Origin of the sequence: Candidatus Chryseobacterium colombiense (assembly GCA_029203185.1) — a bacterium.
Lineage (GTDB): Bacteria > Bacteroidota > Bacteroidia > Flavobacteriales > Weeksellaceae > Chryseobacterium > Chryseobacterium colombiense.
This window is the reverse complement of the sequence record CP119310.1, coordinates 1,906,509-1,920,321: the sequence shown is the minus strand read 5'-3', so window position 1 is coordinate 1,920,321 and position 13,813 is coordinate 1,906,509. Positions and strand designations below refer to the sequence as shown.

The 13,813-nt window shown below is 34.4% G+C and carries 16 protein-coding genes and 1 riboswitch; of the genes, 10 read left to right on the top strand and 6 right to left on the bottom strand.

What is annotated here, in order from left to right; genetic code table 11:
• Positions 1-11 precede the first annotated feature (11 nt).
• The 4 genes from tnpA (at position 12) to P0Y62_08500 (ending at position 3,050) form a co-directional block, all read left to right on the top strand.
• Positions 12-437 carry an IS200/IS605 family transposase gene (gene tnpA, locus P0Y62_08515; GenBank protein WEK71596.1) on the top strand — a complete coding sequence of 142 codons (426 nt, stop codon included), beginning with the start codon at positions 12-14 and terminating at the stop codon, positions 435-437.
• Positions 438-650: 213 nt separating this feature from the next.
• On the top strand, positions 651-1,199 hold the full coding sequence (locus P0Y62_08510; protein ID WEK71595.1) for an L-threonylcarbamoyladenylate synthase: 549 nt from the start codon (positions 651-653) through the stop codon (positions 1,197-1,199).
• Positions 1,200-1,254: 55 nt separating this feature from the next.
• Complete coding sequence (locus P0Y62_08505) at positions 1,255-1,599, top strand: nuclear transport factor 2 family protein (protein WEK71594.1); 345 nt, start codon at positions 1,255-1,257, stop codon at positions 1,597-1,599.
• Positions 1,600-1,628: 29 nt separating this feature from the next.
• Positions 1,629-3,050 carry an HD domain-containing protein gene (locus P0Y62_08500; protein ID WEK71593.1) on the top strand — a complete coding sequence of 474 codons (1,422 nt, stop codon included), beginning with the start codon at positions 1,629-1,631 and terminating at the stop codon, positions 3,048-3,050.
• Positions 3,051-3,200: 150 nt separating this feature from the next.
• Here the strand turns inward: P0Y62_08500 and P0Y62_08495 are convergent, their stop codons facing one another.
• The 3 genes from P0Y62_08495 to cdd form a co-directional block, all read right to left on the bottom strand.
• Positions 3,201-4,265 (bottom strand): hypothetical protein, encoded by a 1,065-nt coding sequence (locus tag P0Y62_08495; GenBank protein WEK71592.1) that lies wholly within the window; start codon positions 4,263-4,265, stop codon positions 3,201-3,203.
• Positions 4,266-4,279: 14 nt separating this feature from the next.
• Positions 4,280-6,109, bottom strand: coding sequence for a TonB-dependent receptor (locus P0Y62_08490; protein ID WEK71591.1), 1,830 nt, complete (start codon positions 6,107-6,109; stop codon positions 4,280-4,282).
• Between the two features lie 30 nt (positions 6,110-6,139).
• A riboswitch (cobalamin riboswitch) is annotated at positions 6,140-6,317 on the bottom strand.
• A gap of 283 nt (positions 6,318-6,600) precedes the next feature.
• Entirely contained in the window at positions 6,601-7,083 is a 483-nt protein-coding gene (gene cdd / locus P0Y62_08485) for a cytidine deaminase (GenBank protein ID WEK71590.1), read from the bottom strand.
• 103 nt (positions 7,084-7,186) lie between these two features.
• Between cdd and namA the strand changes: the two genes are divergently transcribed.
• From namA to tssD, 4 genes are all read left to right on the top strand, one after another.
• Positions 7,187-8,239 carry an NADPH dehydrogenase NamA gene (gene namA / locus P0Y62_08480; protein ID WEK71589.1) on the top strand — a complete coding sequence of 351 codons (1,053 nt, stop codon included), beginning with the start codon at positions 7,187-7,189 and terminating at the stop codon, positions 8,237-8,239.
• Positions 8,240-8,263: 24 nt separating this feature from the next.
• Positions 8,264-8,554: a DUF2752 domain-containing protein gene (locus P0Y62_08475; protein ID WEK71588.1), complete on the top strand. Its 291-nt coding sequence runs from the start codon at positions 8,264-8,266 to the stop codon at positions 8,552-8,554.
• Positions 8,555-8,581: 27 nt separating this feature from the next.
• Positions 8,582-8,914: a CCC motif membrane protein gene (locus P0Y62_08470; protein WEK71587.1), complete on the top strand. Its 333-nt coding sequence runs from the start codon at positions 8,582-8,584 to the stop codon at positions 8,912-8,914.
• A gap of 301 nt (positions 8,915-9,215) precedes the next feature.
• Positions 9,216-9,620: a type VI secretion system tube protein TssD gene (gene tssD, locus P0Y62_08465; GenBank protein ID WEK71586.1), complete on the top strand. Its 405-nt coding sequence runs from the start codon at positions 9,216-9,218 to the stop codon at positions 9,618-9,620.
• Between the two features lie 95 nt (positions 9,621-9,715).
• Here the strand turns inward: tssD and P0Y62_08460 are convergent, their stop codons facing one another.
• From P0Y62_08460 to P0Y62_08450, 3 genes are all read right to left on the bottom strand, one after another.
• A complete protein-coding gene (locus P0Y62_08460) occupies positions 9,716-11,512 on the bottom strand; it encodes an endonuclease (protein ID WEK71585.1) in 1,797 nt (598 codons plus the stop codon).
• Between the two features lie 234 nt (positions 11,513-11,746).
• Entirely contained in the window at positions 11,747-12,274 is a 528-nt protein-coding gene (locus P0Y62_08455) for a DUF4136 domain-containing protein (GenBank protein ID WEK71584.1), read from the bottom strand.
• 1 nt (position 12,275) lies between these two features.
• The gene (locus P0Y62_08450) at positions 12,276-12,458 is read right to left on the bottom strand and encodes a DUF5522 domain-containing protein (GenBank protein WEK71583.1); all 183 of its coding nucleotides are present in this window, start codon (positions 12,456-12,458) and stop codon (positions 12,276-12,278) included.
• 40 nt (positions 12,459-12,498) lie between these two features.
• Between P0Y62_08450 and P0Y62_08445 the strand changes: the two genes are divergently transcribed.
• A complete protein-coding gene (locus tag P0Y62_08445) occupies positions 12,499-12,825 on the top strand; it encodes a hypothetical protein (protein WEK71582.1) in 327 nt (108 codons plus the stop codon).
• 78 nt (positions 12,826-12,903) lie between these two features.
• On the top strand, positions 12,904-13,806 hold the full coding sequence (locus tag P0Y62_08440; GenBank protein ID WEK71581.1) for a pyridoxal-phosphate dependent enzyme: 903 nt from the start codon (positions 12,904-12,906) through the stop codon (positions 13,804-13,806).
• Positions 13,807-13,813: the final 7 nt, after the last annotated feature.

The window sequence follows — 13,813 nt, the reverse complement described above, 5'->3', positions numbered from 1 at the left end:
AAACAACACAAATGCCATTTATTAAAATTTATATTCATGTCGTTTTCTCGACAAAAAATAGAATACCTTATTTCAATACTTCAGAATTAAAAATAAAAGTTTGGAAACATATTAAAGAAAATGCTGCTGAGAAAGGCATTTTCCTAGATATGGTTAATGGTTATTCGGATCATTGTCATTGTTTAATTTCCCTCAGTTCAAATCAAAATATTGAAAAAGTTGTACAATTATTGAAAGGAGAGTCTTCGCATTGGATAAATAAAAATCAATTGACCCAAGAAAAATTTGCTTGGCAGGATGAATATTTTGCCGTTTCAGTTTCTGAATCTATGGTTGAATCGGTTAGAAATTATATTAAAAATCAAGAAAACCACCATAGGAAGAAAACATTTATAGAGGAACATCAGGAATTTATTGAGAAATATAATTTTAAATAGGTTTTGGCTAAAGCCAAATTTGATTTTATGATTTGTAAAATGGGCTAAAGCCCATTCCTATTGAATATAAAGTCCATGATTTCAAATGGATTTTTGTACAAAGATTTGTAAATTTACAACTGGAAAATCAATAAAAACAAGCTCTAACCTGTTTGTTTAAGATTAGATTACATATCAATGGTTTTTACTCAAAACTTACAATTTTAATTATTAATGGAAAACATTATAGAAATATTAAAAGCCGGGGGAACAATCCTTTACCCAACAGATACGATATGGGGAATTGGATGTGACGCAACCAATATAAAGGCTGTCAACAAGATTTTTGACATCAAGAAGCGTGAAAAGAACAAATCCATGATTATTTTGGTGGAATCTGAAAAGAGGTTGCAGGATTTGGTAGACGTTCCTGAAATGGCCTGGGAAATTATCGATTTAAGTGAAAAACCGGTAACAATAGTCTATGAAAACCCACGTGGTTTACCGAAAGAACTATTGGCTGAAGACGGTAGCATAGGAATCCGTTTGGTAAAGAATGATTTTTGTAAAAAATTAATTACTAAACTAAATAAACCGTTAGTTTCAACCTCAGCAAACTTCAGTGGAGATAAAAGTCCATTGAAATTTTCAGATATTTCACCTGAAATTATAAATCTGGTAGATTATGCAGTGGAAGAAGACCGGGAAAAAGTTTCAAAATATTCTGGGTCTTCTGTGATTAAAATCTGGAGTGACAACAGAATAAAAGTGCTTCGAGAATAAAAGAAAAGATTTTAATTATCTTTGCAAAACTTCATTTTTATTAAAAAATAATATAATGGATCACCAAAAATTTGCCGAAGAATGGGTTGCTGTATGGAACTCTCATAATTTGGAGGCTATTCTTTCCCATTATTCTGATGATATTGAGATCAGTACTCCGATGATTAAAATGGCAACAGGAGGAAAAGAAAGTACATTGCAGGGCAAAGATGCTGTAAGAGAGTATTGGAAGAAAGCGCTCGAAAAATACCCAGAGCTTCATTTTGATCTGATAAAATCAACGGCGGGAGTCGATTCAGTTGCACTATTTTATAAATCAATTATGAATAAGCATGCTGTGGAGGTCATGTTTTTTAATGAAGAAGGAAAAATTAATAAAATGTACGCTCATTATGATTAATGAGTAAGATACATACTAGAAAATTAACAATGAAAATTAATCTCAATCAAAATCAAAACTTAAAGCTTTTCAAAATAATCTCTGAAGTTGCAGACAGAAATAATCAATCTGTTTATGTTGTAGGTGGCTATGTCCGGGATTTACTGATGAAAAGAAAAGCTTCTACGGATATTGATTTTGTGACAGAACAAAGCGGAATTGAGCTGGCTCAGAACGTAGGAAAGGAAATTGATCCTAAAATAAAGGTTTCTGTTTTTAAAACCTACGGAACCGCAATGATCAAATATAAAGATCTTGAACTGGAATTTGTAGGAGCAAGAAAAGAAAGCTATACTGAAAACAGCCGAAAACCGGAAGTGGAAGGAGGAACTATTGAAGATGACCAGAAGAGAAGAGATTTTACGGTCAATGCAATGGCAATTTCTTTAAATAAAGATAATTTCGGGGAGCTGATTGATCCTTTTAACGGGATTGATGATCTGGAAAAGGGGATTTTAAGAACTCCTTTGGAACCGGCTCAAACCTATTCTGACGATCCTTTGAGAATGATGAGAGCGATTCGTTTTTCATCGACATTACAATTTCAGATTGAAGAAAAATCTTTGGAAGCGATTAAGCAGGAAGCAGAAAGAATCAAGATTGTTTCTATGGAAAGGATTATGGTTGAATTCAACAAAATAATGCTTTCTCAAAAGCCTTCAACAGGTTTGAAACTGATGGAGCAAACAGGTTTAATGAAATTAATTATTCCTGAATTGATCGATCTGAAAGGAGTAGAAGAAGTGGAAGGACAAACCCATAAAGATAATTTCTACCATACATTAGAAGTTGTTGACAACATTTCCGAAAATACAGACAATCTGTGGCTGCGTTGGTCGGCATTGCTTCATGATATCGGAAAAGCTCCCACCAAAAAATTCGTTGAAGGAACAGGCTGGACTTTTCACGGGCATGAATTTTTAGGCTCAAAAATGGTGAAAACCTTATTTCAGAGACTGAAATTACCATTAGGTCCAGACATGAAATATGTTCAGAAAATGGTAAAGCTTTCATCAAGACCAATTGCTCTCATTACGGACGATGCTTCAGATTCTGCATTGAGGAGATTATTGTTTGATGCCGGAGAAGATCTTGAAGATCTTTTTACACTTTGTAAAGCAGATATCACCACAAAAAATTCTAAAAAACAGGAAAAGTTCAAGAAGAATTTTGAATATGTTGCGGTGAAAATTAAAGAAGTGGAAGAAAAAGATCAGGTAAGAAATTTTCAGCCGCCAATTTCCGGGGAAGAAATTATGGAAATGTTCAACTTGAAACCAGGACGTGAGATCGGAATTTTAAAAGAAAAAGTAAAAGAAGCAATTCTGGAGGGTGAAATAGGAAATGACAGTGAAGAAGCCAGAAATTTTGTGATTGCGGAAGCGGAAAAACTGGGATTGACTTTAGCTTAAACTTATTTTAGATAAATTATAAAGCAATAGATTTTATATCTGTTGCTTTTTTTGTTTGTACAAACAAAATCCGGGCGGTTTCGAAGAAACCGCCCGGAGAACATAATGTGAAAAAATAAAAAATTATTTATTTGCTTAGTGAGCAGAATATTAATTTTTATAGAAACCGTTTGTTCCGATTCCTGTATTAAAAGACTTAATCAATGATCCGCTACTTGCATTGTAAACATATACTTTACTGTCTGCTGTAAAACTTGCATCAGAAGTATAAATTCTGCCGTCAATTACATTGAAACCATAAAGGTAGCCCGGTGCAGTTAAAAGTGGAGCAGTTGGAACCGTAGTGGAATTAATGTCCATTGAATAAACTTTGTTGGTGCTGTTTACAAAATAGAATTTATTGGATTCTATTTTTAATCTCTGTACTTTAGGAATTCCTGTAAGCGTAGTAGTCGTAAAAGCTCCTGAAGCTGAATTGATTTTATAGATATAAGAATTGGTGTTGTCTGAAGCCAAAGCATAAGCATCGCCATTATAAGAAACAAGATCTCTGATAATTCCGTTGCTTGGTAAGGTAACTGTTTTGTCAACTGTATTTGTAGAAGGCTTTACGATGGTAACAGTATATCCTGTCGGCAATTCATTGTAATTGGCATCATAGGTAATTCCGTCTGTTTGTACGACAATATTTCCGTTGGCTTCTACTACTTTTTCCGCAGCTCTGTTGAAACTAATGCTTTTCACAAAAGAATTATTGTCTGTGCTGTAAACATTCAGCTTGATAGAATTGCTGAAATTGTTGTTGGTAACATAGTACTGATTTCCTGAAAAAGCAATATATCTTGCTCCATCCAGATTAGATGTTACAGATGTCTGTTTTTTGAAAGTATATCTGTTAACAATATCTATTTTATTCGGAACGTTTGATACCAAATAAGCGTAATCTCCGTTGAAACCTATTGTCTGTAAAACATTTCCTAAAATTTCTCCGTTATTGTTAGCAGAATAAATTTTATTTTCTACAGTGGAAAGGTCATTACTTGTAAAAGAAACTTCGGCAGTCGGAGTAGTGAAACCTCCTTCATTACTGATGAAAATTCCTTCCTGATAAGCACCTTTTGGTTGTGTTTCGATAATCTCATCATCACTGCTACAAGCGATGTTAAAAAGAAATGTTGATACTAAAGCAAGAGGTAAAATTTTTCTGAGATTCATTATAATTTATTTATTTAAAAATTAATAGTAAGGTTAATGCTGTAATGTCTTTGTGGCATGTAATAATATGCGGTCGATTGGTAAACCTGATTGAAAATATTATTCACTTTAAATCCTAAAGTGTAATTCTTCAAAACTGTTCCTGAAATTCCTGCATTCATTACAAAATAAGGATCAATAGCAGCGCTTCTTTTTTCATTGGTATCTGTATAGGTAAGTCCGTTGAACATTCCCTGAACATATAATTTTAAGAATCGATACTGGTAATCAATATTCCCAAAGAATTTATGAAGCGGAACATACATTTGCTGTTTATCGGTTTCCATATTGATGGACTTACTGTAAGAATATCCCAGGTTTCCTTTCAAAGCATGATTTCCAAAATTTTTCGCATACTCAATCTGAGATTCAAGACCATAAGATTCCACTTCATTCGTATTCACAGGAGAATAATATCCCATTGAAGACTGAAGCCATTGAATCATATCATAAATCTTCATATAATATGGCGTTACAGATAATTTTACGTCCAAAACTTTAAACTGATTTCTTAATTCAAACTGATAAGAAGTCTCCGGCTTTAAATTTTCATTTCCTCCGGGATGCCAGTATAAATCATTAAATGTTGGAAATCTAAAGTTTCTGGAGATATTAAGATTGGTTTCATACCATTTCAAAGCCTTCCAGTTTCCTGAAAAAGAAAACAAGACCGGTGAATCAATATTCTCAACAAAATCCTTTTTAATTCCACCTTCAAAACGAAGGTCTTTAGTAGCAAAATAACGAACCAATCCTGAAACGGAACCTATATTTCTGCTGACTTTTTTGATCCCTGACTGATATCCTTCTCCGTCATTTACCTGAAACTCTGTAATGAGATTTAAATTCCATTTGGATGAAAGAAAATAGTTAAAATCATTCTTTAAGATATAATTTTTTCCTGTTCCGCCACTGGATTTTGGCAGGTCGATATTATTGAAATACTGAAAGTTTTCTTCTGTATAAGCCGCTTTAAAGGCATTGGTAAATCTGGAAGTATTCCAGTCCCAAGCAATCAGGCTTCGGATATTCTGAGTCTCGTATTTTGTTTTGGTCTGAATATCTGCAAAAAAAACAGGGTAGTGCTGGTTTCCGTTAAAAAACTCCGAAATCCATGAAATTTGATGATGAGGCGTAAGTTTATAAGCAACAGCAATATTGACGTTAGAATTATTGTACTGTCCGTTGCTGTTATTGTAATTGGCTTCTTCAACTTTATAATCATTCCGGCTGATCGAATAATTTCCGGAAACTTTAAAGCTTAATTTATCATTACTATAAGAGGCCCTTGCAAAATTATTATACGTTTCAAAAGATCCTGCTTCAGAAAATAATGATGCATGAATCCCTTTATTGAAATCCAAAATATTGTTTAAATGAATGCTTCCTCCAATGGCACCGCTTCCATATATTACACTTCCGCCACCTGCTTTGATATCCATTTGTTCAAACCCAGATAAAGAAATATTATTGATGTCTCCTTGTCCCAAAAACATAGAATTTATATTAATTCCGTTCCAGACAAAGGCTGTCTGTTGTGCTGTCGTTCCCCTGAATGAAGGTGAAGAAACCGCGCCACGACCATTTTCTTTAATATAAACGGGAGACTGAAAACGTAATGTTTCGGAAAGGTTGGTAGAATTTTTTTCGACGTCTTCCGCTGTAAGGGTATTAACTTTATGAAAAAGCTTTACCTTATTCATCTGGCTGTCGAAAACATAAACGGTATCAATCGTTTTCTCCTGTGCATAAAGAAAACAACCGTAAGATGCAAAAAGCAGTACTAAAGATCTTTTAATATCCATTTTTATTTTACTTTTCCTCCGAAAGCAATGTGTATTTAATTATATTCTGGCAGGTCTCCTGACTTTCGCTTTCTACACCTTCCCGTTTTCACAGTGGTTTATCGTAGAAATTTTCTAATGCGATCTACAGTTGCGGGGACAGTTTAGGATTTTCACCCAATTCCCTTTTCATTCCAAATAATTGGAAACCAAAATTTTTGCAAAGATAAACTTATTCATCAAAAATGCAAAAAACATGAAAAGCTATAAAATTCTAACATAAGAATATTCACAAAGAATTCCCCTCCTCTGGAGGGGTGGCGAAAATTCAGAGAATTTTCGACGGGGTGGTCTTATTATCAAGTTTTCACTTTTCACGGCAGCAATTTTCTAGCCCTGATTACAGTGGAAATCCTTTTTGAAAAAAAGATTGCAACGGAAAGCAGGAAATAGCTCCCAATAAAAATAATATGAAGAAATCCAGCTATTCGAAAAAAAAATGTTCAAAAGATCTATAAATAAGTTCCGTCAAAAGAAAATGGAAGGAGATCTTTTATAGAATGTACTTTTATCGTTTCTTCATTTAAATTGGCAAAATAAAGTTCAATACTTTCATTTTGTTTGGTTTCATATTCTATGATACTCTGTCGGCATGATCCGCAAGGCGGAATGGGAGGGTTGCTTTCAGAAAATTCTTTAGGACCTCCTACAATAAAGATTTTTTTTATTTTTTCATTGGGGAAATTTGCGGCAACCCAATAAAGCGTTGTTCTTTCCGCACAAAGCCCGGAAGGAAACGCTGCGTTTTCCTGATTGCTGCCCGAAAAGATATCTCCATTCTCCAAAAGTATAGCACATCCCACAAAAAAATCTGAATAAGGAGCATAGGCTTTCTCTCTAGCCGACTTGGCTTTTTCAAAAAGCGCTTGTTCTATTTCACTCAGTTCATTACTGTTTTTGAAATGCTCATAACCAATATGTATATCTTTTCTCATGTCTTCTTAAAAAAGGGGGATAAAATTAATCCTTTTTCGTAACGTAGGCAATACATTTTTACTAAGACTAAATTTGTAATTTTAAAACTTAAAAAAACAAACAATGTTATATTCACCAATACAATTTAGAAATGTGGAATTGAAGAACCGTTGGGTAATGTCTCCAATGTGCATGTATTCTTGCGAAAACGGACTGGCCAATGATTTTCATTTTGTACATTACGGAAGCCGGGCTCAAGGAGGAACAGGGCTTATTATAGTAGAAGCAACCGGTGTGGAAGCCAGAGGAAGAATCACAAATCACTGTATGGGAATCTGGAATGATGAACAGGCGGAACAACTTAAGAAAATTGTTGATTTTGTGCACCAGAACTCTGAGAGTAAAATCGGAATCCAGCTTGCGCATGCAGGTAGAAAAGGCTCCACCTGGAATAATATTCAGATTCCGTTAGAAGAAGGCTGGGAAACAGTAGCTCCAAGTCCTATTCCGTATCATCCGACTGAAAGAATTCCTCATGTTTTAACTGCTGACGAAATTAAAGAACAGGTTCAGAATTTTAAAAACGCGGCAAAAAGAGCTGTGAAAGCTGGCTTTGATGTTATTGAAATTCATGGAGCTCACGGATATCTGGTTCATCAGTTCCTTTCACCGCTTTCCAATATCAGAACAGATGAATATGGTGGAAGTTTTGAAAACAGGATTAAATTTTTACTTGAAATAGTAGAAGCCGTAAATGAAGAATTAAATGAAAATGTAGCTCTTTTTGTCAGAATTTCCGGAACAGAATATGCTGAGAACGGCTGGGATATTAAAGAGAGTGTAGAGCTGGCAAAAATACTAAAAGCTCATGACGTAGATCTTATTGATGTTTCCAGTGGGGGAAATATTCACGGAGCAAAAATTGCTGTTTTTGACGGCTATCAAGTACCATTGGCTTCTGAAGTTAAGAATAAGGCAGAGGTAAAAACGGGAGCTGTAGGATTGATTACCAAAATAAACCAAGCCGAGGAGATTCTGCAGAAAGGAGATGCCGATCTTATATTTGTAGCACGGGAAATTCTTAGAAATCCGTATATTGCCGTACAGGGCTCATTTGAAATGAATGAAGAATCTTTTTTTCCACATCAGTATTTGAGAGCAAAAATTTCTTCTTAATTTAGTGCACCAAAAAAACAGAATATGAAAATCGAAGACTTTATGTTGCCCTGCCCAAGCAAAAAAATTCTAGGAATAGAATGTTTTGGTTGTGGCGCTCAGAGAGCAATACTAATGGTCTTTGAAGGCCGGTTTGGTGAGGCTTTTCATATGTTTCCAGCTGTATACACCTTGCTTCTCTTTTTATGTGTGGTTGGAGCTAATTTTATCGACAAAAAAAGAAATTACGGAAATTTAATTATTTTTTTAGCCATTACTAACTCGGTCATCATGGTGGTTGCCTATTTTTACAAACATTTTTTTATTTATATATAATTATACACAAACATTAAAATTTTAACTATGAATCAACAAAAATTACCTAATGCTACGGCAGTGCTTGTTTTAGGAATTGTATCTATTGTAGGATGCTGCTGCTACGGAGTAGTAGGAGTTATTACAGGAATTATAGGGTTGTCACTTTATAAAAAGGATAATGCATTATATCAGCAAAACCCGGATTTATATTCTGATTACAGCAATTTGAGTACGGGTAGAATCTTATGTATTATTGGTCTTATACTGAGCTCATTGAACCTGATTGCTAATATCGTAATGATTGCAACATTCGGTTGGGAGGGAATGTCGGATCCTCAAATGATCCAAGAAAGAATGAGAGAGATCATGGGGAAATAATTCAATTTTAAATAAAGATAAGAGACCGCAAACAGCGGTCTTTTTTTATGGAAATTTAGAACTTTATCAAATATTCTTAAAAGAGTATTTGTTATTCTGTTTAATTATTTTGTCGGTCATAAAGAAAGCCGGTGAAATAACAAAAAGGTATGCAATCGTAGAATTACTACAAAGAATCGTAGAATTACTACAAAATTTGAAATTGGTCTTTAAAAGTTTTCGGGATCAGATGAGTGACTCTATCTTTGTCTCATTAAAAATCACCAAATCACGAAATATTAACGATTAAAATTTACAGATCATGGCAGCAAATTCAAGAGGAATTCTTAAATTCAACGGAGGAGAGGGGCAGAAATTATTAAAGCTGAACTACAGTGTATCCAGATCAACGGATGTATCAGGTAGAGTAGCTTCAGATCCTTCCAACGCAATTATCAAACTTACTGTAGAGGCTACAGAAAAATCTGATATCCTGGAAAGCTTACTAAACGGAAAATATAAACCAACCAGCGGAGAAATTACATTTAACAAATCTCACGAAGAAGGAACATTGATTACTTTGAACTGGGAAAACGGATATGTAATTGAGCACGAAGTAGATTTCAATGCAGTAGATGAAAACTCTATGCTGATAAGCTTTACAGTGAGTGCAGAGAAAATCAATTATGGTAATTCTGCTTACGAAGGACTTTGGCCATCAGCTTAAAAAAATACACACCACATCAACATTCATAAAAAAAGACTGTCTATTTTTAGGCAGTCTTTTCTATGACAAAGGTTATTAGTTATTGATTTTTAGTATTATTTCACAATAAATTTTAAGGCTAATTGATCTAATTTCAAAATATAAACACCCTGTTCAAGGTTTTTAATTTTAATTGAGTTTCTATTATTTCTAAAAGGCTGATTAATACTTTGCATTAATTTTCCCTGAAGATTATAGATCTCTGCTTTTTGAATGTTATCCGTTTCCCCTTTTACAAAAATCTCCTGATTAGAAATTGGATTCTGAGAAATTTGTAAGGTGTTGTTCTCCGGAGCTAAAGTTGCTATATTGTTGCTTGCTGTTCTTGAAGTTCCGCCATAGCAGGTCCAGCTTACATTATCAATGGCTACTCGGTTGCTGGATGAGCTGTTAGTTAAAGTAACAACTACATTTCCGGAAGTATTGATATTATTGATTGTTGTAGTGGTTGCTGTTGTACTGTAAGGAATTGTTCCTACACTTACACCATTGACCTGAACATTGAATGTTCCGTTGGTTCCGGTAAACTTAAGTTGAGTCGTCACAGTTAAAGAACCGATTCCATTGGCCGATGTGCTTGATTGTAAAGAACCGTCTCTTACTGTAATTGCTAAATTAGATATTGTCTGATCAGTTCTTGCATCAGTTGCAGTCCATGTAATTCCATTGTTCGTCCATGTTCTTGTTGAATAGGATGCTGGACTTGAAGCAGGAATCGTTTCAAAAGTTTCGTTTACACAAGTGGTAGACTGTGTCACAGTTCCGGCTGTTGTACCCGAAACTGTTGAGCTGTTCGGAGAAGAATTTCCGGCTGCATCTTTGGCTACAATATAAAAACTGTAAGAGGTAGAAGCATTTAGCCCTGAAATGGTTGCCGAAGTAGAATTCACTGTCGTTTTCAAACTTCCGTTCATATAAATACTATAAGACGTTACTCCGACATTATCTGTTGATGCATTCCATGTAAGAGAAATACTGTTTGATGTAGTTCCTGAAACGGTCAGTCCTGTAGCCGTGGTTGGAGACTGTGTGTCCGCTGAAGATTGTTGAGAGCCCCAGATTAAATTTACATAATTAGGATTATCAATGAAAGGATTTCTGTTTCCCTGGTAAGTATATGAGGCATTATTCCTATTAATTTCGGCCTGAGAAACTGGATCCTGATTGTGCCAAGCCAATAATACATTCAGCTCCCATGTTTGTAATCCCGGATAAGCAGAACTTCCCAGCATGTCTCCTGAAGTAAAAGATGAAAGTTTACTTTGATAGCGGGTTACGAAATAAAAAATCATTCTGGCTACATCCCCTTTGAACTCATCAATAGGCTCAAAAACAGTTCCTGAATATCCCGAAGAAGCAGAACTGCCAAGTTTTGAACCGTTTTTAGAAGTAAAAGTAGCTGTTCCTACCTTTCCGAACGGATAATTGGATCTCATTCCATTTACTTTTCCATCTGTAGCTCTGATGAAATGAATATCAGAAACCATTGGTGAAGCTTCATTAAATAAGCTTTGTGGAACAATATGCTCTCTGTTATAGCAATTTCCTTCTACCGAATATGTTCCGCACTGATTGGTCACCGGAGTATATTTATAAGGATCTGCAGCAGTTGGTTTTTCAGAATAAATATCTAAAATAGAACCGTCATTTTCATAATTTTTATCAATATCGGTCGTTTTATAACCTGTCCAAAGCCCGTTGTAGCCCTTATCCTGATGTCCGTTGGTGATAATAGTGCTTAAAGCAGTTTTCAGATTGGCGCCGGTTAATCCATTGGCAGAATTATAATATCCGCTTGGAGCCTGAGCGCTTACCAGAGAAGCAAAGCCCAGAAAAAAGAAGATTTTTTTCATAAAATTTATTTTTGTAAGGTTAATACAATTTTATTGATATTAAATTACGTAATTGTTAAGATTTTACATTATTTAATTATAGAAGTGAAAATCAAACTTTAGGGTTTCGCCGTAGGTATTCAAAACAACAAAAAATTACTTTTAGCTGACATGATGGTCGATTGTAGATTTTCTTTGCATTAAAAAAGCCAATACGAATTCGTATTGGCTGTAATATATTTGATTATTTTAAATCTATTTTTTCTGAGGAGGGTAGTTTTTCATGATTTCTGCCATGATCTCAGGAATCTGTCTCTGTTTTGCTTTTGGAGAATCTACAGAAATTCCGCTTCCGATACCTTGCCATACCAATTTATTGGTTCTTGCATCTACAAAATCTACGATAATGGCTCCTTCATTATAATTACTGGTCCAGGTTCTGCTCATTCCGACACCCCAACCGAAAGGGCCGCCCCAACCATACATGCCGTAAGGAGAATTGTTGGTAATATCGGTGATTTTTTTGTGGTTGGCTTTTACGTTCACAATCAGATCAGGATTTTCTCCGGACTGAAGACCTTTGCTTTGAAGCTGTCTCGACAATTCATTCAAAACTCTGTCTTTATCAATATCATTTAATTTTAAATCATCAATTCTTAACTTATAAGTTTTATATGAAGTAAAATTTGCTGTATCAGCATAATCAGAACGTACATTGAATGGGCTGCAAGATGTTAAACCCAAAGTAGCCGCGGCTAACAAAATAAAAATATATTTTTTCATTTTATTTATTTTTTTTATCGTTTTTAATGAATGTGTCGGTCTTTTTATCGTATCCGTAAGGACAGTGTCTACAGCCACTTTTACAGCAATATCCTCTTTTCAGATGAAATTTTTCTGTAAAAACCTTGTACCCCTGCTCGTTGTAGTAAAAATCTTCACCTTCTTTGATGTCAAAAAGTGCCATAGGTTAAATCTCTAAATCAAAAAACTTTATATTTGTTATTATGATAATTATATGCCAAAAGCCTTTAAAAAGATTAAAAATTAATGGCATTGCTCTCTTTCCCTTTATCTTCATTAGGAAACCCGAAGATAGGGAAAATAATATACTTATCAATCATGAAAAAATTCATTTGAGACAACAAATAGAGCTTTTGGTGATTTTTTTCTATATTTTCTATGTGGCTGAATATTATTACTGGTTATTCAGACTAAAAAACAATGATTTAGCCTACAGAAGAATCTCATTCGAAAGGGAAGCTTATGCCAACGAATCTGATTTAGACTATCTCAGAAAAAGAAAATTCTGGAGTTTTCGAAAATATCTGTGAAAGCCTGTTTTGTAATTTTAGCTTTTGTTTAACGAATTAAAAATAACCATTTAAAATAATTTCAGGAAATTTGCAATTATGAAGCTTCCTGAAATTCATATTCCGGTTGTTGAGATCCCTCTCAATAAAAATGTGAAACTCTTTATAAAAAGGGAAGATCTTATTGATTCACAAATTTCAGGAAACAAATACTGGAAACTTTTTTTCAATATTAATCAATACCTGGAAAACAATCCTGAAAATCCGAATATCATTACTTTTGGAGGTGCTTTTTCCAATCATATCGCTGCAGTTTCTGCCGTAGGAAGAATGCTGAATATTCCTTCTTTGGGAATCATCAGAGGTGAAGAGCTGCAAAACAAGTGGAGAGATAATCCGACTTTAGTTTTTGCGGAGAAAAACGGGATGAATTTCAGATTTGTTCCCCGTGAAGAATACCGGGATAAAGAAAAACTTACCCAATCTTTACAGAAAGAGTTCCCCGAAGCGCTCATTGTTCCGGAAGGAGGAACCAATGAAGATGCGGTGAATGGAGTGAAAATGATGCTGAATGACGAAACAAAAGATTTTGATTATCTTTGCACCGCCGTTGGAACTGGAGGAACGATTGCCGGAATTTTAAAATTTTGTGAAGATAATCAGAAAGTTATAGGATTTAAAGTGGTAAACGATTCTTCATTGGAGAATAAAATATTTGAATTAACTTTGAAAAGAAATTTTGATCTAATAGATTCAAGTTTTGGAGGTTATGGTAAAATAAAAGATGAAAATATCCGTTTTATCAATGGCTTTAAAGAAAGATACGGAATTCCTTTGGAACCGATATATACAGGAAAGATGATGCAGCGGATTTTTGAACTGATTGATGAAGGATATTTTCCTGAAAATAGCAGAGTTTTGTGCTTTCATACTGGTGGATTGCAGGGAATTGAAGGAGCAAATCTGCTTTTACGGAAACAGAATAGAAATTTAATTATATAAGTAAAAT

What these genes read in the sequence shown, in the direction of transcription:
- tnpA (WEK71596.1), top strand. Translation starts at nt 12, where the DNA reads ATGCCATTTATTAAAATTTATATTCATGTCGTTTTCTCGACAAAAAAT.
- P0Y62_08510 (WEK71595.1), top strand. Translation starts at nt 651, where the DNA reads ATGGAAAACATTATAGAAATATTAAAAGCCGGGGGAACAATCCTTTAC.
- P0Y62_08505 (WEK71594.1), top strand. Translation starts at nt 1,255, where the DNA reads ATGGATCACCAAAAATTTGCCGAAGAATGGGTTGCTGTATGGAACTCT.
- P0Y62_08500 (WEK71593.1), top strand. Translation starts at nt 1,629, where the DNA reads ATGAAAATTAATCTCAATCAAAATCAAAACTTAAAGCTTTTCAAAATA.
- P0Y62_08495 (WEK71592.1), bottom strand. Translation starts at nt 4,265, where the DNA reads ATGAATCTCAGAAAAATTTTACCTCTTGCTTTAGTATCAACATTTCTT.
- P0Y62_08490 (WEK71591.1), bottom strand. Translation starts at nt 6,109, where the DNA reads ATGGATATTAAAAGATCTTTAGTACTGCTTTTTGCATCTTACGGTTGT.
- cdd (WEK71590.1), bottom strand. Translation starts at nt 7,083, where the DNA reads ATGAGAAAAGATATACATATTGGTTATGAGCATTTCAAAAACAGTAAT.
- namA (WEK71589.1), top strand. Translation starts at nt 7,187, where the DNA reads ATGTTATATTCACCAATACAATTTAGAAATGTGGAATTGAAGAACCGT.
- P0Y62_08475 (WEK71588.1), top strand. Translation starts at nt 8,264, where the DNA reads ATGAAAATCGAAGACTTTATGTTGCCCTGCCCAAGCAAAAAAATTCTA.
- P0Y62_08470 (WEK71587.1), top strand. Translation starts at nt 8,582, where the DNA reads ATGAATCAACAAAAATTACCTAATGCTACGGCAGTGCTTGTTTTAGGA.
- tssD (WEK71586.1), top strand. Translation starts at nt 9,216, where the DNA reads ATGGCAGCAAATTCAAGAGGAATTCTTAAATTCAACGGAGGAGAGGGG.
- P0Y62_08460 (WEK71585.1), bottom strand. Translation starts at nt 11,512, where the DNA reads ATGAAAAAAATCTTCTTTTTTCTGGGCTTTGCTTCTCTGGTAAGCGCT.
- P0Y62_08455 (WEK71584.1), bottom strand. Translation starts at nt 12,274, where the DNA reads ATGAAAAAATATATTTTTATTTTGTTAGCCGCGGCTACTTTGGGTTTA.
- P0Y62_08450 (WEK71583.1), bottom strand. Translation starts at nt 12,458, where the DNA reads ATGGCACTTTTTGACATCAAAGAAGGTGAAGATTTTTACTACAACGAG.
- P0Y62_08445 (WEK71582.1), top strand. Translation starts at nt 12,499, where the DNA reads ATGATAATTATATGCCAAAAGCCTTTAAAAAGATTAAAAATTAATGGC.
- P0Y62_08440 (WEK71581.1), top strand. Translation starts at nt 12,904, where the DNA reads ATGAAGCTTCCTGAAATTCATATTCCGGTTGTTGAGATCCCTCTCAAT.